Origin of the sequence: Vitreimonas flagellata, assembly GCF_004634425.1 — a bacterium.
GTDB classification, from domain to species: Bacteria; Pseudomonadota; Alphaproteobacteria; order Caulobacterales; family Aquidulcibacteraceae; genus Vitreimonas; species Vitreimonas flagellata.
In genome coordinates this window covers 619,941-638,443 of sequence record NZ_SBJL01000002.1, presented here as the reverse complement: position 1 = coordinate 638,443, position 18,503 = coordinate 619,941, and the positions used below count along the sequence as shown (strand labels likewise).

Genomic DNA, 18,503 nt, shown 5'->3' with positions numbered 1-18,503 from the left:
CGCGCTTGCGCGGCCGGGCGACCGTTAACCTTTTGCGTCCGCCTTAGGCGACGGCCAGGTAAGCTTCGATCTGCGCCGCATCCAGGCTCGCCACCTGCGTCGAGGTGAAGGCATAGACCTGCGTCGTCGTCATCGCTGAAATGTTTGTCGTCGAGAGGTGATCAAGCTGCGTGGTCGAGAGCGCGGCGACTTGCGTGATGTCGAGCGCGGCCAGCTGCGCCGATTCGATATCCGCGATCACCGTGGTCGAGAGCGCCTGAACCTGCGTCACCGTCATCGCCGCGATCTGTGTATCGGCGAACTCCGCTATATCGGAGGCGACGAGCGCTGCAATCTGCGTGGTCGCCAGCGTGCGGACTTGCGTGGTCGTGAGCGTGGCCACCTGCGCGGCGTCGAGTGCTGCGAACGCTTCCGTCGAGATGCGGGAGAGTTGCGTCGAAGCCAGCGAGGCGATCTGGGTGTCGGCCAGCGAGGCGATGTTGGTCGCCGTGAAGGCCGCGATCTGCGTCGAGCTCATCGCCTGCAGCTGCGTGGTGCTGAACTCGGCGAGATCGGTGGCGCCGAGCGCATCGATCTGCGTCGCCGTCAGCGCCTTGACCTGCGTGGTCGTCAGCGCGCCGACTTGCGTCGCGTCGAGAGCGTTCAGATTCGTGGTCGAGAAGGCTGAGACCTGCGCCGCACTCAAGCCGCCGACTTGGCTGAGCGTGAGCGCCGCGATTTGGGTTTCGGTCAGCGAACCGACCGCCGTTGTGGCGATCGATTGCAGTTGCGCGATGCTCATGGCCGCGATCTGGGCGTCCGAGAGCGCTTGCAGGTTCGTGGTCGAGAGCGCCTTCACCTGCGTCGTGGTCATCGCCGCGACTTGCGTGGTGCTGAACTCGGCGATGTCGCCGGCTTGCAGGCCCGCGATCTGCGAGGTGGTGAGCGAAGCGACTTGCGTCGTCGTCAGCGCAGCCACTTGCGTGTCGGAGAGGCCGGCCACGTTGGTCGCCGTCATCGCCTTCACCTGCGTCGCCGTGAGCGCCGCGACTTGCGTGTCGGTCAGCGCTGCGAAATTCGTGGCGGAAAGGTCGCGCACCTGCGTCGTCGCCATGCCGGCGATTTGCGTTGTGGTGAATTCCGCCATGTCCGACGTGTCGAGCGCGTTGAGCTGCGTCGTCGTAAGTGCTGCAACTTGCGAATTCGTCATCGCCGCGACCTGCGTGGCGTCAAAGGCGCTGAGGTTCGTGGTCGAGAGCGCCTTCACCTGCGAGGTGGTGAGTGCGGCCACTTGCGTCGTGGTCATCGCCGCCATTTGCGTCTCGTCGAAGGCGGCGAGGCGGGTGGTGGAGATCGACTGCAGCTGTGCCGCAGTCATCGCCGCAACTTGCGTGTCGACCAGTGCGCCGAGTTGCGTATCGACCAGCGCCTTGACCTGCGTGGTCGTCAGCGCGCCGATCTGCGTCTCGTTGAACTCGGTGATGTCGGTCTCGTTGAGCGCCGCCAATTGCGTCGTCGTGAGGGCCGAGACTTGGGTCGTGGTGAGGGCCGCGACCTGCGTGTCAGCCAGGGCCGACGCGTTGGTGGCGGAGAGCGCTTGAACCTGCGTCGCGGTGAGCGCCGCGATCTGGGTGTCGGCCAGGTCGCCGATGTTCGTTTCGGTCAGACCGCGCACTTGCGTGGCCGTCAGCGCCGCGATTTGCGTGACGCCGAACTCCGCGACGTCGCCGGCCGTCAGATCGCCGAGTTGCGTCGTGCTGAGCGCGGACACCTGCGTCGTGGTCAGGGCCGCAACTTGCGTGGCGTCGAGCGCTGAGAGGTTGGTGGCGTCCATCGCCTGCAATTGGCTGGTGGAGAGCGCGGCGACCTGCGTGGTCGTCAGCGCCGACATCTGCGTTTCGGTCATGGCGCCGAAATTCGTCGACGTGATCGCGCCGAGCTGCGCTGCTGTCAGCGCAGCCACTTGCGATTCGGCGAGCGCGGCCAAATTGGTGGAGCTCAGCGACTGAACTTGCGTGGTCGTCAGCGCGCCAATTTGCGTCTCGGTGAACTCGCCGATGTCGGTTTCGTCGAAGGCGGCCACTTGCGTCGTCGAGAACGCGCGCACTTGCGTCGTGTTCATCGCTGCAATGTGCGTTTGTTCGAACGCCGCCGCCGCCGTCGAGGTGAGGGCCGCGAGCTGCGTCGCGTTCATCGCCGCTGCTTGCGTTTCCGTCAGCGCGCCGATGCTGGTTTCGGTCAGGCTTGCCGCTTGCAGCGCGGTGAGTGCGCCAATCTGTGTGGTGGTGAAAGCGGCGATCTGCGTATCCGCCAGCGCGTTGATGATCGTGCTGGAGAGCGCCGAGACTTGCGTCGCCGTGAGCGCCGCGACCTGCGTGTCGGCCAGCTCGGTGATGTTCGTCGCCGTCAGCGCGCCGATCTGCGTCGTGTGCATCGCCGCGATTTGCGTTGTGCTCAATTCGGCAACGTCGGTTGCTTCGAGCGCCGCGATCTGCGTGGTGGTCAGCGCGCGCACCTGCGTGGTGTTGAGGGCGCCGACTTGCGCCGCGTCAAGAGCCGCGACCGCTTCATCCGTGAGTTTCGAAATTTGCGAGGCCGTGAATGCCGCGACTTGCGTCGTGGAGAATTCGGCCATGTCGGTGGCGTTGAAGCTTGTGACCTGCGTCGTCTTCAGAGCCGCGATCTGCGTCGTGGTCAGCGCGCCAGCCTGCGCCGCGTCGAGTGCGGAGAGGGTGGTCGCCGTGAAAGATTGGATTTGCGTCGCGGTGAAGGCGGCCACTTGTGTGTCGGCCAGGCCGGTCAGCGCCGTATCCGTAAGCGATTCGATCTGACGCTTGGTCAGCGCGCCGATCTGCGTCGTCGTGAATTCGCCGAGATCGGTCGAGTCGAGCGACGCAATTTGCGTCGTGGTCAAATTGGCGATCTGCGTGGCGTTGAGCGCGTTGAATTGCGTGGCGTCGAGGGCGTTGAGCGCCTCGGTCGTCAGACGCGCGATGAGCGTGCCGCTGAAGGCTGCGACCTGAGTTTCAGTGAGGTCGGCCAAGCTGGTGGCTTCGATGGCCGAGACCTGCGTCGTCGCCAGGGCGCCGATTTGCGTGGTCGTCAGTTCCGCCAGGTTCGAGGCGTCGAGGCCGGCGATCTGCGTGGTCGTAAAGGACTTGATCTGCGTGGCGCTGATCGCCGCGAATTGCGTCGCGTCGAGTGCAGCCAAATTCGTTTCGTCGAGCACCTTCAGCTGCGAGGCCGTAAGCGCGCCGACTTGCGTGGTCGTCAGCGCCGCGATCTGCGTTTCGGCGAGTTCAGCGACATTGGTGGTGGTGATCGCCTGGACTTGCGTCGCGGTGAAGGCGGCGACTTGCGTTTCCGTGAGCGTGGTCAGCAGGGTGCTGGTCAGACCCTTCACTTGCGTCGCCGAAAGCGCCGCCAATTGCGCGCCCGTCAGCTCCCCGATGTCGGTGGATTCGAGGTCGGCCAACTGGGTCGTCGTCAGCGAAGCAACCTGCGTCGCCGTCAGCGCTGCGGTTTGATCCGCATCGAGGGCCGAGAGGTTGGTCGCGTTGAAAGCGCGCACTTGGCTGGTCGAGAGCGAGGCGATCTGCGTGGTCGTGAAGGCCGCGACCTGCGTTTCGGTCATCGCGCCGATATTGGTGGCCGAGACGGCCGCGAGTTGCGTCGTCGTCAGCGCTGCGACTTGGCTATCGGCCAGCGCCGCGAAATTCGTACTCGAAAGCGCTTGAACTTGGCTTGCCGTCAGCGCGCCGATCTGCGTTTCGGTGAACTCAGCCATATCGGTCTCGTCCAAACCGGCGAGCTGAGTTGCAACGAACGACTTGATCTGCGTGGTCGAGAGCGCGGCGATCTGCGAATCGGCGAGGCTCGAGAGATTGGTGCTGGAGAGCAGGGCGAGTTGCGTCGTCGTCAGTGCGCCGATTTGCGTCTCGGTGAAGGCGTCGAGGTTCGTGGTGTCGAGGCCCGCGATTTGGCTCGCCGTCATCGCCGCGATCTGCGTGGCGGCGAAGGCGGCGATCTGCGTGTCAGCCATGGCGGCGATGTTGGTCGCCTTCAAGGCTTGAACTTGCGCCGTGGTCAGCGCCGCGATTTGCGTGTCCGCGAGGGCTTCCACGACCGTGCCGGTCAGGTTCGTGACCTGCGTGGCGGTGAGAGCGGCGATCTGGGTCGTGGTGAATTCGCTGACGTCGGTCTCGTCGAGCGCGGCCACCTGCGTGCTGGTCAGCGCGCGAACCTGCGTGGTGTTGAGTGCGCCGAACTGAGCGGAGTCAAAGGCCGACACCGCCGTGGTCGAGAGCGCTGCGATATTGGTTGCGTTGAGGGCGCCGATCTGCGTTTCGGTCAAGGCGGCGATATTCGTTGCGCCCAGGCCAGAGACTTGGGTCGCTCCAAGTGCGGCGATCTGCGTGGTCGTGAACGCCGCGATTTGTGTGTCGGCGAGGGCGGCGAGATTCGTGGACGAGAACGACTTGACCTGCGTGGCCGTGAAGGCCGCGATCTGCGTTTCCGCCAGCGACGCCATATTGGTCGAGGTCAGAGCAGCGACCTGCGTGGAGGCCAAAGCCGCCAATTGCGTCGTGGTGAACTCCGCCACATCCGTGGCGTCCAGTGTGCCGAGCTGCGTCGCCGTCAACGCGCGCATTTGCGTTTCCGTGAACGCGGCGACCTGCGTGCCTTCGAACAGCGACAGTGTGGTCGTGCTCATCGCCGCGACTTGGTTGCGGGTGAGCGCGGCCACTTGTGTCGTGCTCATCGCGCCGATCTGTGTGGCGTCGAACGCCGCCAGGCCTGTGTCGGAAAGGGCGGCGATCTGCGTGGCTGAGAAGGCGGCGATCTGGGTGTCGGCGAGCGAGCCCACCGTCGTCGCGTTCAGGCCGCGCAGTTGCGAGCCGGTGAAGGCGGCGACTTGCGTGGTGGTGAGCGCGCCGAATTGCGTCTCATCGAACGCACCCACTTGCGTGGTGGTCAGCGACTGAATTTGCGTCGTCGTGAAGGCGGCGACTTGCGTGTCCGTCAGCGCGCCAATGCTGGTGGCGGTGAGGCCGCGCAGCTGGGAGGTCGTGAGCGCGGCAATCTGGGTCGCTGCGAATTCCGCGATGTCGGTTTCGTTGAGCGCAGTGAGTTGGTTCGACTTGAGCGACGCAACTTGCGTCGTGCTCATCGCCGCCACTTGCGTTTCCGCCAGCGCCGAGAGCGCCGTTGCCGTCAACGCCTGCAATTGCGCTCCGGTGAAGGCCGCGACCTGCGTTTCGGACATCGCGCCGATATTGGTCTCGTTCAGCACGCGCGCCTGTGCGGTCGAAAGCGCGGCGATCTGCGTGGTGGTGAAAGCCGCGACCTGCGTGTCAGCCAGCGCCGTCAATGTCGTGGTCGAGATCGATTGGACGAGCGTCGCGCCAAGGGCAGCGATTTGCGTATCCGCCAGCGCGCTGAAGCTCGTTTCCGTGAGCGCGCGCACTTGGCTGGTCGAAAGCGCGGCCAATTGCGTGCTGGTCAGCTCGACCATGTCAGAGGCGCTCAACGCCGCCAATTGGCTGGCCTTGATCGAACTCACTTGCGTGGTCGACATCGCGGCCACTTGCGTGTCCGTGAGCGCGGCCAGCTGCGTGTCCGTAACCGATTGCAATTGCGTGACCGTCAGCGCGCCGACTTGGGTTTCGGTCAGGGCGGCGAAATTCGTTTCGTTGATCGCGCGCACTTGCGTCGTCGACATGCTGGCGAGCTGCGTCGACGAGAATTCGGCGATATCGGCGGTATCCAGCGAATCGATTTGCGTCGTCGTCAGCGCCTTGACTTGCGTCACCGTGAGCGAAGCCGCGGTCGTTGCGTCGAACGCCGCGACCGCTTCGGTCGTCAGGCGGGCGATTTGCGTGGCCGTGAAGGCGCGGGCTTGCGTCGAGGTGAGCTCTTCGATGTCGGTGGCGGAGAGGCCGGCGACTTGCGTGGTGCTAAGCGCGGAAATTTGCGTGGTGCGCAGCGCCGCCGCTTGCGTGGAATCCAGCGCCGAGATGTTCGTGGCCGAAAGCGCTTGCACTTGGCCCGTGGTGAAGCCGCTGATGGCGGTCGTGTTGAAATTGGCGACCTGCGTCGTCGTCATCACGCCAAGCTGGTTGGCCGAGAGCGCCAGGAGCTGCGCCGAGGAGAACGTCACATCGCTTGAGAAATTCGGGACTTGCGTGGTCGTCAGCGCGCGGACTTGCGTCGTGCTAAGCGCTGTAACCTGCGTGTTATTGAGGGCCGCAATGCCGGTTGCGCTGATCGCCGCGACCTGTGTGGCCGCCAGCTGCGATATGACAGTCGTCGACAGCCCTTGAATGGCCGTGACAGAAAGCGCGCTAATCTGCGCGGGCGACAAACCCGTGATCGACATTCCGGACCATCCTGGTCGTTAAGAGTCGACATTCGATCGACCCACTTACACTCCGAGCGCTTCTGCTCTCGGACGTAAGCGAGCCACGTTTACGGTGAATGTGTTGCCGAGTAGTTTCCGTTACCGCTCCGCGCGCAGCTTTTTGGTAAGCAAGCAGTTAAAACGCGCACTTTTTGCAGGCGCGCACGACGCGCGAGTGGGCACACGCGGAATGGCAGCCTTGCGCGATTGGTCGGCGCTTGTGGCTTCGCGTTGCGCTATGCTTCTGCTGCGTGGGAGCAAAGAATATGGCGAAGGCCAAGGATAAGGATGGCGCGGCGGCGCTGCACCAATGGTGCTTGGGGCGTCTGGCCGAATACAATGCGTCCGCCTTGCGCGATCCGATGGCCACCGGCGTACGCCAACTCGCGCTCGATATGCTCGACCGCTCGGACGCCGATAGCGCCGGGCTCGATGCTCTCGTCAAACGCATCAGCGATGCCGCCCTCCGCGATCGTGCCGCACGCTTGGGGGCCTCCAAACCGGACGGGGATTGGACGACGGTCGTCAGCCGGGCGCTCGATCCGCTGAAGGGAAAGTCGTTTGAGGAAATAAAGGCGGCCCTCGAAACCCGCCGCGCCGGCGTGGTGTTCACCGCCCACCCGACGTTTGCGCTCTCCCGGCCCATGCGCGATGCGCTGGGCGCGCTGGCCAGTGGCGAGGCAGCCGACATCGCGCCGCTCCAGCACGCGCCGGACGCCGTGATTACTCTGGCCGACGAACACGCCGACGCCGGCGCCGCGATCATCCGCGCCCAAGCTGCGCTTCGCGCGCTTTCGGCGGCTTTGTTCGACTGGCTGGCGGCGAACGTCGACGGCCCCTGGTGGACCATCCGCCCCGCGCCGCTCTTGCTCTCCACCTGGGTCGGCTACGACCTCGATGGCCGCACCGACATCCATTGGGCCCAAACCATCCGCTTCCGCCTGGAAGAGAAAGCCCGCCAGCTCGCCCATTACGCCGAGGCTTTGGGGCAGGTGAGCGCTGGCGCGCTGGCCGATTGCCTCAGCCGCGCGGGCAAAGAGACCGAAGCGCAAGCCGCTTTGTTCGCCGGCGATCTCGACGATCCCGACCAAATCGTGGCCGCCGCGAACCGGCTGACCGCGCCGGGCAAGGATCGCTACACCAGCCTCGCGCCCGATCTCGAAGTGCTCGAGGCGCTGATCGCGGGCGAGAAGGATGAGGGTCGTAAGAAAGCGCTCTGCGTCATCCGCGCCGAGATGGATGCCTGTGGCCTCGGCGTCGCGCGCATCCATCTGCGCGTGAACGCCTCACAAGTCCGCTCCGCCGTGCAGGCTGATTTGGGCTTGAGCGAAACGGCCGATTTCTTCGATCGCCGCGCTGTCACCGCCGCCGCCGAGCGCGCCGCGCACGCCAAGCGCCAGGCCGTCAATTTCGGTTCGATCTTCCAAGAGCGCATGACTGCGCGGCGTCAGCTGATGTTGTGCGCGGAAATCTTGAAGCACGTCGATGCCGACACGCCGATCCGCTTCCTCATCGCCGAGATCGAAAGCCCGGCCACGATCATGGGCGCGATCTATCTGGCGCGCCTCTACGGCGTGTACGACCGCCTTGATATTTCGCCGCTGTTCGAAACGCCGGACGTGCTCGAACGCGGCGGCCGCTTCATGGAGCGCCTGCTCGATGAACCGGAATATCTCGCTTACATCCGCAAGCGCGGTCGCTTGTGTGTGCAGTACGGCTTTTCCGACAGCGGCCGTTTCATGGGGCAAATCTCCGCCGACATGGCGATTGAGCGTCTGCACGTGCTGCTTTCCCGTGCGCTTGCGCGCCGTAGCGTGCGCGATGTTGAGGTCGTGATTTTCAACACGCACGGCGAGTCGATGGGGCGGGGCGCTTATCCGGGCTCCATGCAGCAGCGCTTGGATCACGTGCTGACGCCGTGGGTCCGCGCCCGCTTCGCGCGTGACCAAGCGCCGACGCATGCAGAGATCAGTTTCCAAGGCGGCGACGGCTATTTGCATTTCCAAACGCCACATCTCGCCGAAGCCACGTTGCGCGCGATCGCGTCATGGGCGTTCCAAACGCCCGCGCTTGACAACAACGACGCCTTCTACGCCGACATTAATTTCTCGTGGGACATCTACCGCGCCATCAAGGGTTGGCAGGAAGAGCTCTTCGCGGAGCGTCATTATCAATCCGTGCTCGGCGCCTTCGGCCTCAATCTCTTGCCGACCACAGGCTCACGCAAAACGCGGCGCCAGAGCGGCACGTCAAAAGGCGACGCGGCGCGTTCGCTCCGCGCCATCCCGCACAACGCGATCCTGCAGCAGCTCGCAGCGCCCGCGAATGTCTCCGGCGGCTGGGGCCACGTGGCGAGCCGCGAGCCGGATCGCTTCATCGCGCACGTGAAGGGCTCGCCGCGCCTGCGGCAATTGCTGCACATGGCCGGCGCGTCGCGCAAGCTCACCTCGCTCTCGATTCTGCGCACCTACGCCAATCTTTATAGTCCGGGTTTCTGGACCATCCGCGCCGCGCGTAGCGACGACGATCGCGCGTCGGACACCGCGCTCCGCATCGCCGAACGCCTCGACGAACACGGCCTCGATGTGTCCATCGATCGCCTCGCCAATCTGCTTTCCAGCGATCGTCGCCGTTTCGATTCCGTCTGTCGTGAGCTCACGCAATCCTCGACCGGCGATTCCGGTTTCGACGCGAACCTCTACGTCTTGCACGCCATCCGCATGGTTTTGATCGTACGCGGCTTCACGCTCGCCGGCGCCATTCCGCAATTCTCGCCGCGCCACGACATCAGTCGCGAAACCCTGATCGATCTCGCCCTCGATCTACGCTTTGCCAAGGTTGCCGATGCGCTCGCGGAAATCTTTCCCACCACCAGCGAAACGCCCGCCGCGTTCGCGCGCCTCGCCGAACCCGGCGAAGCCACAGGCGAAGCCGGCTACCCCGAAATCGCCCGCGAAATCGCCGCGCCACTCCGCGAAATAGACGAAGCCATAAAGCGCATCACCGTAGGGATCGCGCATTTCTATGGGGCGTTTGGGTAGGGGATTGTCAGCCGAGAGGTCTGGCGGAGAGGGTGGGAGTCGAACCCACGGTACCCTTGCGAGTACTCCGCATTTCGAGTGCGGTGCGATAGACCACTCTGCCACCTCTCCGGAGCGCGTGGGTTTAGTAGAAGGCCCGCGCGGGATCAATCCGCCTTATGTCGGTTATTTCCGATGTGTGCCGAGGCGTTCCAGCCAGGCAGGCCGGCTTGAGGTTTAAGGTGCTCGTGCGCACCTGACACCCATGAAGAAAGTCCGCTCCAATTGGGAAGAGGTCGTCCTGGTCTGCCGGAAGTGCAGTAAGAAGGTCGGCGGCGGGTTTGGGGCCAAGGAGAAGACCTCACTCCGCAAGGCGCTGCGCAAAGAGTTGAGATTGAAGAAGGGGCGGCGGGCCAGTGTTGGATTGGTCGAGGTCGATTGCCTGAAGCTTTGCCCCAAGGATGCGGTGACCGTCGTCCTGGGGAGCGAGCCGGGCCAGTGGCGCAAGGTGCCCCGCGGCGCTGACATTTAGGAGGTCGCAGCCGAACTTGGGCTGGCGCGGGCCACTGAAGCGCCCTCGGATACCGCCGCGCCAGGCCCCGAAACGAGCCGCTGAAAACCCCAGAAAAGCTCCCCAAACGCGGTTGACGAGCGCCGGCGCCTCGCTCTATATCGCCGCTCCCCGCCCGCGCGAGCTTCGCTGCGGGCGCGTTTACGTTTTTCGGGGCGAGCTTTCGGGCGCGCTAACCAGGCAGGAAGTCATGTTCGCGGTTATCAAAACGGGCGGCAAGCAATACCGGGTGGCCAAGGACGACGTGATCGTTGTCGAAAAGCTCGAAGGCGATGCGGGCGCGAAGATCACCTTCGACAGCGTTCTGATGACGGGCGACGGCAGCACCGTGAAGCTCGGCAAGGACGTTGCCGGCGTGAAGGTCACGGGCGAGCTGATCGAAACCAAGAAGGGCGACAAGGTCACGGTGTTCAAGAAGCGCCGTCGCAACACCTATCGCCGCAAGATCGGTCACCGTCAGACCGAAAGCCACATCAAGATCACGGCCATCGGCTAAGCAAAGCCAACAGGCCCAATAAGGTTCGTACGAGGACGTCATGGCGCACAAAAAAGCAGGCGGCAGCTCCCGCAACGGTCGCGACTCAGCTGGTCGCCGTCTTGGCGTGAAGCGTTTTGGCGGTGAATCCGTCAATGGCGGCGAGATCCTCGTGCGCCAGCGCGGCACTAAATTCCATCCGGGCGGCAACGTAGGCCTTGGCCGCGACCACACGCTCTTTGCTCTTTGTGAAGGCAAAGTGGCGTTCGCGACGAAACGCGACGGCCGCACGTACGTATCTGTCGCGCCGATTATGGCGGCGGCGGAATAGGCGAAACGGAAAGACTTCTCCGGATCGCCTGAAACACAGGGCGATCCGGTTCCCGAGATAGCGTGGGGCGCCCGGATCAAGGCGCCCCATTTTTTATGCCCCGCGCGACCAGAGCCAAGGGAGGCTCGTATGCGGGACGTGATCGAAATCGAAACTGAACGGCTGAAATTGCGGCCGCTGCGCATGAGCGATGCGGCCCGCGTGGCGCGCTTTGCCGGCGATCCTGGCGTTGCGCGCATGATTCTGCGCGCGCCTACGCCGTATCTCGAATGCGCCGCTGAAGGCTGGATCATGACGCTCAACGCGCGTGCGCCGCTGGGCGAAGATTTCGTGTTCGCCGCGGACGTCGAGGGCGAAGGCTTGGTCGGCGTCATCGGCGCGCACAAGAGCGGCGATGGCTTTGAGGTCGGCTATTGGTTTGGTCGCCCGTATTGGGGCCAAGGCTACGCCACTGAAGCGCTGCGCGGTTTCGTCAGCGAAGCGCAAAGCCTGGGCGCACTGCAGGCGGGCCACTTCGTCGACAACCCCGCTTCAGGCCGCGTTCTGGAGAAGGGCGGCTTTGCTTACACGGGCGAGACGGAGAACCTTTATTCGCTCGGCCGCAACGCACGCGCGCCCGTGAAGCGCATGCGCTATGCGCCGGCGATGGAGCGTGGCTTCGGCGTACGTGAGGCGATCGCGTGCTGAGGTTAGCGCAAACCGACGCTCTGCAGGACGCTTGCGAAAGCGTCCTGCAAGCCGTCGAACAAAGTGCTGAAATCGACGCCGCCGACATGCACGGCAAAGAAGATCGCGTAGCCGAGAATGAAGAGCACCGGCATGGCGCGCTCCAGAGACCACCACTTCATCGCCCGGCGCTTGCCGGTTATGGTCGTCCATTCATCGCGGATCGGATGGATGCCGAGGTCGTCTTCGAGCGCGTAGATGTTCTTGTACTTCGCCGCGAGCAGCACGGTGTAGTACGAATTGGACGTGCGCCAGATGATGCATGTGAAGGCCAGCGCCAGCGCGCAGAGCGTGAACAGCACCGGATTGTCCATGCCGTCCGGGCTGGAAAGAAAGCCCAGCGCGCCGATACCGGCCAGGTTCAGGGTCGTGAACACGTTGGACAGCTCACGCCGCGCCTTACGGGCGTCGCGGACGTCCTCGACCAGCAATTTATAGATTTCGAGATTGGTGGCGGCGTCGACCATGATGCTTCCCCCGAAACGGCTGTGCTGATCTTAGATCGGCCACAGCCGCATTGTCTCCTGCCCGCTTGGAAAGAGGGGGGAGTTTCCTTAGGTAGCGATGGATGCGGTGAGGCTAGAAGCCGGCCGCTGGAGGGATTTAGATGGGTTTGCGCGTAGCCGTCGTTGGCGCCACCGGCAATGTGGGCCGGGAAATGCTCACCATTCTCGAAGAGCGGCTGTTTCCAGCCGATGAGGTGATCGCCATCGCCTCGCGCCGCTCCGTGGGCCAAGAGGTCAGCTACGGCGACAAAACGCTGAAATGCAAAGACCTCGAGCAATTCGATTTCTCCGGCGTCGATCTCGTGCTGATGAGCGCGGGCGGTTCGGTGTCGAAGGAATGGTCGCCGAAGATTGGCGCGACGGGAGCTGTCGTCATCGACAATTCAAGCGCCTGGCGCATGGACCCGCGCGTCCCGCTGGTCGTGCCGGAAGTGAACCCGGACGCCGTGATGGGCTACGACAAGCTCAACATCATCGCCAACCCGAATTGTAGCACCGCTCAGCTCGTCGTCGCGCTGAAGCCGCTGCACGATTACGCCAAGATCAAGCGCGTTGTCGTCGCGACGTACCAATCCGTGTCCGGCGCCGGCAAGGACGCGATGGACGAGCTCTGGACTCAAACGCGCGGCCTCTTCGTCAATGACGAGCTGGTGAAAGAGAAGTTCACCAAGCAGATTGCCTTCAACGTCATCCCGCACATCGATGTGTTCATGGAGGACGGCTACACGAAGGAAGAATGGAAGATGATGGTCGAGACCAAGAAGATCATGGACTCGTCGATCAAGCTCACCGCCACCTGCGTGCGCGTGCCGGTGTTTGTCGGCCATTCCGAAGCGATCAATATCGAATTCGAAAACCCGATCAGCGCTGAAGAAGCGCAAGGCATTCTGCGTGAAGCGCCGGGCGTCGTGCTGGTCGATCGCCGCGAGGACGAGGGCTACATCACGCCGGTGGAGGCCGTGGGCGAATTCGCCACCTACGTCTCGCGCGTGCGTGAAGACACCACAGTCGAGAACGGCCTCTCGCTCTGGTGCGTCAGCGACAACCTCCGCAAGGGCGCCGCCCTCAATGCTGTCCAAATCGCCGAACTCATGCTCAATCGCGGCTTGTTCAAGCGTTTGGCGGCGGCCTAGATCTATGGGTCTCGATATCAGCGCCCATCCAATCGATACCGCGCTATTTCGAGACAGACTCATTCCCTTTGTGCAAGGGCACGGCGCGCTAGATGATTTGATCGAGCGCGCCGTTGCGGTCGCCGCGGTTTCGCATCACGTCAATTCCTGGGGCTTGGGCGCATACAACGTACAGAGGGCTTTCACCGGGGTGCAGCGCGACGCGGCGCCGGTTGTAAGGCACGCCTATGAGAAGGTCGTCTCTGAACCAAATTTGCTCGCGAAATTGTTTGGCGCAAAGGCAAAGACGGTCACGGAGCACTGCGAAGCGCCCGATCGGGTGCCGGGCTTGCCGGGCTTTGATACCGACCTCGCCATCTGGGGTCGGCCATTCTTTATCGTCGCGGACGACGAGGCGACCGCACTTGCCGACTTTGAGCGCTATCTGGCGCTGATCGGGCAGAACGCTGAGGCGGTCGACCCGATCGCGCGAGAAATGATCGCGCGCATGGAGGCGATGCGGGCGCGTATTCCCACCGACACGCACGCGGGCGTACTTGCTGCGGCGCGCGCGTTTCCGGATTTTTCAACTGTCGCCAAACCTGATGGCGAAGCAGCGTTTAACGCCGCGCGGGTTGAGCGTGCCTACCGCAAGCAAGTCCAGTCTTGGCGCGACATCTTTGCGGCGCGCGGCACGAAGCAGACCTTCAACGTCGATGAGGTGGATCAAGACGAAGAGAGCGACGAGGGCGGCGAACGCTGGGTGCAGATCGCCGGCGACCAGCGTCCACCGCCCACGGCGGACGAACTCCTTCCGAGCCTGCCGCACAACATCGTCAGCTTTGCCGCGGCCCTGCTGCCCGGCTGGATGAACCGCGGCAGTAATCACGCCTCGTTTCTGTTCGACAAGATCGGTGTGAAGACAGGTGGGTTGATCGAGACACCCGCGCCGCTCTTTGCGCCGCTCGTGAAGATGGCGCCGAAGGTCGGCGACGGTCTGCGCACGACGATCCACGACAATTTCTCATTGGGCGGCTATGTGGCCCCAGAGAACGTGGCCGCCTTTGTTGAGCTTTTGGAAACGCACAAACGCGAGCTGAGCCGGGCTTGGGGCGACCATTATGGCGATGCTCTCTCGCCCGACTACATCAAGATCATCGAACCGGCCCGTTACGCACTGAAGCGCGGCTTTGCCTATCTTGAGGCGGCGGAAGTCTATTCCGGCCCGCTCGGCATGATGAATTGAGCTCTGTTGTGAGCCGCGCTGACATGCTCTGTTACAAAACGTGTTGTGCGTTTCGCCGTTGAGCGCGTGCGAAATGCGCCCGCGCTTCCTATTTACGCCATGAGGGGATTTCATGGCCGCCATCGCACTCGAACAGCCGTCACAAACGGACATCGACATCATTCACGCTGTGCTCGCGGAGACCTATTGGTCGCCCGGCATTCCGCGCGAGGTTGTCGCGAAAGCCGCCGCCAATTCTATCTGCGCTATTGCACGCGATGAGAACAGCGCGCTGATCGGCTTCGCTCGCCTCGTCACTGATCGCGCCACGTTCGCCTGGCTCTGCGACGTGATCGTGCTGCCCGCGCATCAAGGCCAAGGCATTGGCCGCGACCTTGTGCGTGCGCTGCAAGCGCATCCCGAACTCGGCAATCTCCGCCGCTGGCTGCTCGGTACGCGCGATGCGCACGGCGTGTACGAAAAACTTGGCTTCACCACAATCGAAGAGCCGCATCGGCTCATGCACAAACGCAACGCCAATCCCTATGGAATCCCCGCCGCATGACTGACGCCGCACTCCCGATGTCGCCCTCCGACACCGATCGCCGCAACGGCTTCATCGCCGCTGCGTGCGCGTATCTCATTTGGGGCTTCCTGCCGCTCTATCTGAAGCTGCTGAATTTCGCGGACGTGCGCGAAGTGCTGGCGCAGCGTATCCTCTGGTGCGCGCCGGCGGCGCTAGCTGCCATCTTCATCATGAGTGGCTGGCGCCAGGGCTTGCGCGAACTCTCCGCCGCGTTTCGTCCGAGGATGTTTCTAACGCTCGTCGCGTCGGCCTTCTTCATCTTCTTCAATTGGGGCCTTTACGTTTGGCTTGTGCTGCAAGCGCGTGTGATTGAATCCTCGCTCGCGTACTTCCTGGCGCCGCTCGTCAGCGTTGCTGTCGGCGTGCTTTTCTTCAAAGAGCAAATCCGGACGGCGCAAATCATTGCACTTACGCTGGCTTTCATTGGCGTGATTGTGCAGGGGATCGCGCTTGGTGCGCCGCCGTGGGCAGCGCTTGCGCTGTGCGCGACGTGGTCGGTCTATGCCGTCATCCGCAAGCGCGCAGCTGTGCCCGCCGCCACCGGGCTTTTCGTTGAAACCATCGCGCTCGCGCCGGTCGCTATTGGTCTTCTAATGTGGACGGCGAGCGAAGCCCCGCTCTCGTTCGACACATCATGGTCGCACGTGGCGTTGCTCGCTTTGGCGGGCCCGGTCACCGCCATTCCGCTCATGGCCTTCGCCTTTGGCGCGCGGCGCGTGAGCTTTACCGCGCTCGGCCTGCTGCAATTCCTTGCGCCAAGTCTTCAATTCGCAACCGGACTGGCTTTTGGCGAACCTTTCACGCCCTTACGCGCCATTAGCTTTGCACTGATCTGGGTTGGTCTTATCTTCTTCGCATGGGACACGTTGCGTCGCGCCAAGACTCCATGAGTGACCGCATCTATTACGCCATCGGCGACGTCCACGGCGAAGCCGACAAACTTGAGCGCTTGCACGATTTCATTCGTGAGGACGCCGCCCGCAAAGGCGCGCAACATATGATCGTCTTTCTCGGCGATCTCATCGATCGCGGCCCGGACAGCCGCGCCGTTGTCGCGCGCGCAATGAAAGCGGAAGCGGCGGGCGAGGCGATTAGCGTCAAGGGAAACCACGAAGAACTCATGGTCCACGCCTACGAACGCGACGAGACGATGGGGCTCTATCATTGGGCCAGCAATGGCGGCGACGATACGATCCGCTCATATCAGAGCGCCAATGGCACGCGCGGTCATTGGCGCGACTCCATCGACCCCGATCACATGAAATGGATGCGCGCGCTGCCCTCGATCATCCGCGACGAAGCGCGTGGTCTCGTGTTCGTGCACGCCGGCATCGACCCTGCGCGGTTTCCAGAATGTCCCGAAGGCATCCGCATCTGGACGCGCTCGCGCAAATTCTACAACGAGGTGCTTTGGCCGAAACGGCCCGAGCTTGAGGGCCTCATGGTCGTGCATGGCCACACGCCGACGCTCGACAAAGAGCCCGACCAGAATCCGCGCCGCATCAATGTCGACACTGGCGCCTGCTTCGGCGGCCCGCTCACCTGCGCCGTGCTCGCACCCAATGAAAAGCCACGCTTCCTCCGCGCCTCATAGGCACGAATAGAGCGCCTCGATCAGCTTCAGCGACCGCGGGTCGGCCATGATGTGGTGCGATTGCTTGTTCATCACATAGCCCGCCGACACGCCGGCGACGGGATCGCCGAAGCCGACAGAACCACCCGCGCCGGAATGTCCGAACGCTTCTACGTTCGGCCCATAGAAGCGGTTCGAGTTTCCAATCACGCCGGTGCGCCAATCCACGTTGAACGGCAACACCAGATCTTCGCCCTTGAAGCGTCGCTTCGTTAGCGCGTCGAACGCTTCTTGTGAGAGCACGCGGCTGCCGCCGATCAAGCCGCCCGTCGCATACACTTCATATAAACGCGCCACCGCCAACGCGCCGCCGTGGCCGTTGGCGGACGGGATCTCGATCCGCCGCCATTGCGCCGAACCACGCACGGGTGCGGCCCAAGGCGAAAAGAAAGCAGCTTTCAGCGCCGGTGTGATCTCGTTGAAATCGCCAGGGCGCGTCGGCTTCTTCATCTCCGCGGCGCGATGATGCTCGCTCTCCGGCGTGCCGATCTGAAAATCGATGCCGAGCGGCGCACAAATTTCTTCGCGCAAAATAGTGCCCACCGAACGCCCCGACGCACGCCGCGCCATCTCACCCACGAGATAGCCCCAGCTCATCGGGTGATAGCCGCTCGCCGTGCCTGGCTCCCACAATGGTTCAAGCGCTGCGAGCGCGGCCGCGCAGGCTGGCGGATCGAGCCACAGATCGGGATCGATTGGATTGATGAAGCCCGGCAAGCCCGCCATGTGCGCGAGCGTTTGCGCCACGGTGACTTTATCTTTGCCGTGCACGCCAAATTCGGGCCAGAGCTTCGCCGTTGGCGCCTCGTACTCGAGCAAGCCGCGATCATGGAGCCACGCCATCACGATCGCGCTGATCGCTTTCGTGGTCGAATAGACCGGCACGATCGTCTCGCGCGTCCAAGGCTTCGTTTGTGCGCGATCGGCCCAGCCGCCCCAGATATCGACCACGACTTCGCCATCGCGCACGGCGGCAAACCCCGCGCCGAGTTCTTCGCTTAAGCCCGCCGCGAACGCCTCGCGCACGCGCTCGAACCCCGGCGCGACATAGCCTTCCACCATCAAACTCGCTCCAACGACCGCGCGCGCGGCCACGTCACCGGCTCTTCCAGCAAATCTTGCGCCTCGGGCAACAGCAAATCCTCGCTGTCCGCCGCCAGCGAGCGCACGATGACGTCATAAACAGAACCCGTGGCGCCTTCGAGCGCCATCACCAGCGCATCGCCGCGCACGCGTCGCGCCACGTAAAGCGCGCTCAACAAATCGCCGGCGCCCTTCTGTGCGCGGGGCAGGCGCGGCGTTTCGCAGAACCAATCGCCCGTCGGCGCCGCCAGCAGATTGCCAAGGCCCAGCGCAGTCCGAATAGAGGAACACAGCACCGGTTTGCCGACATATCGCGCAGCCTCCCGCGCGCTCTCCAGCGAGTCGACCGTCCGGCCAGTCAATAGGCCAAGCTCGAATGCATTCGGAGTCAGCCAATCGGCATGCCGCCACAGGCCGTTCAACACCGCGTCCGCGATCTCGTCGCGCACGAAGAGCTTGCCGTCATCGCCCAGCACCGGATCGCAGACGAACACGGCCTTGGCGTTTGCCGCCTTCACCTGCGCCACGGCGCCGAGCACCACGGCGACATGATCCGAAGCGCCGAGATAGCCGCTCAGCACCGCATCGACCTCGGCCAAGACGCCATCCGCCGCCAAGCCTTCGATCATCGCGCTCAACGTCGCCGCCGGAATAGGGCCGCCGCCCGGTGGGCCGTGATCGGGCCGGCGCCCCAGCAGCACTGTCGGCAACTGCAACACGCGCACGCCCAGCCGCTCCATTGCGAAGGCCGCGACAGAATTGCCCACGCGCGCGCCCGCCACCTGACTCTGGATCGACAAAACCGTCTTCACGCGGCAAGAACCTCGTCATCTGGCGCGCCTGCGATGGTCGCTCG

General features: G+C 63.7%; 14 protein-coding genes and 1 tRNA gene. 10 read left to right on the top strand and 5 right to left on the bottom strand.

The genetic code is table 11. The features are described from left to right. Positions 1-43: 43 nt before the first annotated feature. Positions 44-6,358, bottom strand: a complete 6,315-nt coding sequence (locus EPJ54_RS11075; protein ID WP_135211772.1) for an ice nucleation protein — start codon at positions 6,356-6,358, stop codon at positions 44-46. Between the two features lie 287 nt (positions 6,359-6,645). On the opposite strand from EPJ54_RS11075, the gene EPJ54_RS11070 reads away from it, so the two are divergent. Continuing rightward, a complete protein-coding gene (locus tag EPJ54_RS11070; RefSeq protein ID WP_135211771.1) occupies positions 6,646-9,420 on the top strand; it encodes a phosphoenolpyruvate carboxylase in 2,775 nt (924 codons plus the stop codon). A 21-nt stretch (positions 9,421-9,441) separates the two neighbouring features. On the opposite strand, the gene EPJ54_RS11065 is transcribed toward EPJ54_RS11070, so the two are convergent. Continuing rightward, a tRNA-Ser gene (locus EPJ54_RS11065) sits at positions 9,442-9,531 on the bottom strand. 133 nt (positions 9,532-9,664) lie between these two features. On the opposite strand from EPJ54_RS11065, the gene EPJ54_RS11060 reads away from it, so the two are divergent. From EPJ54_RS11060 to EPJ54_RS11045, 4 genes are all read left to right on the top strand, one after another. Then, on the top strand, positions 9,665-9,931 hold the full coding sequence (locus tag EPJ54_RS11060; protein ID WP_135211770.1) for a (2Fe-2S) ferredoxin domain-containing protein: 267 nt from the start codon (positions 9,665-9,667) through the stop codon (positions 9,929-9,931). A gap of 229 nt (positions 9,932-10,160) precedes the next feature. Continuing rightward, positions 10,161-10,466: a 50S ribosomal protein L21 gene (gene rplU / locus EPJ54_RS11055; RefSeq protein WP_135211769.1), complete on the top strand. Its 306-nt coding sequence runs from the start codon at positions 10,161-10,163 to the stop codon at positions 10,464-10,466. A 40-nt stretch (positions 10,467-10,506) separates the two neighbouring features. After that, positions 10,507-10,776, top strand: coding sequence for a 50S ribosomal protein L27 (gene rpmA / locus EPJ54_RS11050; protein ID WP_135211768.1), 270 nt, complete (start codon positions 10,507-10,509; stop codon positions 10,774-10,776). A gap of 129 nt (positions 10,777-10,905) precedes the next feature. Next, the gene (locus tag EPJ54_RS11045; protein ID WP_135211767.1) at positions 10,906-11,463 is read left to right on the top strand and encodes a GNAT family N-acetyltransferase; all 558 of its coding nucleotides are present in this window, start codon (positions 10,906-10,908) and stop codon (positions 11,461-11,463) included. Between the two features lie 2 nt (positions 11,464-11,465). Here the strand turns inward: EPJ54_RS11045 and EPJ54_RS11040 are convergent, their stop codons facing one another. Next, positions 11,466-11,969 (bottom strand): RipA family octameric membrane protein, encoded by a 504-nt coding sequence (locus EPJ54_RS11040; protein ID WP_135211766.1) that lies wholly within the window; start codon positions 11,967-11,969, stop codon positions 11,466-11,468. A gap of 140 nt (positions 11,970-12,109) precedes the next feature. Here EPJ54_RS11040 and EPJ54_RS11035 point away from each other — a divergent pair, with 140 nt between their 5' ends. The 5 genes from EPJ54_RS11035 (at position 12,110) to EPJ54_RS11015 (ending at position 16,525) form a co-directional block, all read left to right on the top strand. Next, complete coding sequence (locus EPJ54_RS11035; protein ID WP_135211765.1) at positions 12,110-13,141, top strand: aspartate-semialdehyde dehydrogenase; 1,032 nt, start codon at positions 12,110-12,112, stop codon at positions 13,139-13,141. A 4-nt stretch (positions 13,142-13,145) separates the two neighbouring features. Further along, positions 13,146-14,366 (top strand): hypothetical protein, encoded by a 1,221-nt coding sequence (locus tag EPJ54_RS11030; protein WP_135211764.1) that lies wholly within the window; start codon positions 13,146-13,148, stop codon positions 14,364-14,366. Between the two features lie 112 nt (positions 14,367-14,478). After that, a complete protein-coding gene (locus EPJ54_RS11025) occupies positions 14,479-14,910 on the top strand; it encodes a GNAT family N-acetyltransferase (protein ID WP_135211763.1) in 432 nt (143 codons plus the stop codon). Continuing rightward, positions 14,907-15,821 (top strand): EamA family transporter RarD, encoded by a 915-nt coding sequence (gene rarD, locus EPJ54_RS11020; protein ID WP_135211762.1) that lies wholly within the window; start codon positions 14,907-14,909, stop codon positions 15,819-15,821. The genes EPJ54_RS11025 and rarD overlap by 4 nt, the downstream gene beginning before the upstream one ends. Continuing rightward, a complete protein-coding gene (locus EPJ54_RS11015; protein WP_167755684.1) occupies positions 15,818-16,525 on the top strand; it encodes a metallophosphoesterase family protein in 708 nt (235 codons plus the stop codon). Before rarD ends, EPJ54_RS11015 begins: the two co-directional genes overlap by 4 nt. Here the strand turns inward: EPJ54_RS11015 and EPJ54_RS11010 are convergent. Both EPJ54_RS11010 and pdxY read right to left on the bottom strand, forming a co-directional pair. Then, positions 16,520-17,626, bottom strand: a complete 1,107-nt coding sequence (locus EPJ54_RS11010; RefSeq protein ID WP_135211760.1) for a serine hydrolase domain-containing protein — start codon at positions 17,624-17,626, stop codon at positions 16,520-16,522. The two genes, EPJ54_RS11015 and EPJ54_RS11010, sit on opposite strands and share 6 nt — an antisense overlap. Further along, positions 17,626-18,459 (bottom strand): pyridoxal kinase, encoded by an 834-nt coding sequence (gene pdxY / locus EPJ54_RS11005; RefSeq protein WP_135211759.1) that lies wholly within the window; start codon positions 18,457-18,459, stop codon positions 17,626-17,628. Before pdxY ends, EPJ54_RS11010 begins: the two co-directional genes overlap by 1 nt. Positions 18,460-18,503 lie beyond the last annotated feature (44 nt).

Coding starts and splice junctions, on each gene's coding strand:
- rpmA (WP_135211768.1), top strand. CDS start 10,507: ATGGCGCACAAAAAAGCAGGCGGCAGCTCCCGCAACGGTCGCGACTCA.
- EPJ54_RS11045 (WP_135211767.1), top strand. CDS start 10,906: ATGCGGGACGTGATCGAAATCGAAACTGAACGGCTGAAATTGCGGCCG.
- EPJ54_RS11070 (WP_135211771.1), top strand. CDS start 6,646: ATGGCGAAGGCCAAGGATAAGGATGGCGCGGCGGCGCTGCACCAATGG.
- EPJ54_RS11060 (WP_135211770.1), top strand. CDS start 9,665: ATGAAGAAAGTCCGCTCCAATTGGGAAGAGGTCGTCCTGGTCTGCCGG.
- rarD (WP_135211762.1), top strand. CDS start 14,907: ATGACTGACGCCGCACTCCCGATGTCGCCCTCCGACACCGATCGCCGC.
- rplU (WP_135211769.1), top strand. CDS start 10,161: ATGTTCGCGGTTATCAAAACGGGCGGCAAGCAATACCGGGTGGCCAAG.
- EPJ54_RS11040 (WP_135211766.1), bottom strand. CDS start 11,969: ATGGTCGACGCCGCCACCAATCTCGAAATCTATAAATTGCTGGTCGAG.
- EPJ54_RS11035 (WP_135211765.1), top strand. CDS start 12,110: ATGGGTTTGCGCGTAGCCGTCGTTGGCGCCACCGGCAATGTGGGCCGG.
- EPJ54_RS11075 (WP_135211772.1), bottom strand. CDS start 6,358: ATGTCGATCACGGGTTTGTCGCCCGCGCAGATTAGCGCGCTTTCTGTC.
- EPJ54_RS11030 (WP_135211764.1), top strand. CDS start 13,146: ATGGGTCTCGATATCAGCGCCCATCCAATCGATACCGCGCTATTTCGA.
- EPJ54_RS11025 (WP_135211763.1), top strand. CDS start 14,479: ATGGCCGCCATCGCACTCGAACAGCCGTCACAAACGGACATCGACATC.
- EPJ54_RS11010 (WP_135211760.1), bottom strand. CDS start 17,626: ATGGTGGAAGGCTATGTCGCGCCGGGGTTCGAGCGCGTGCGCGAGGCG.
- EPJ54_RS11015 (WP_167755684.1), top strand. CDS start 15,818: ATGAGTGACCGCATCTATTACGCCATCGGCGACGTCCACGGCGAAGCC.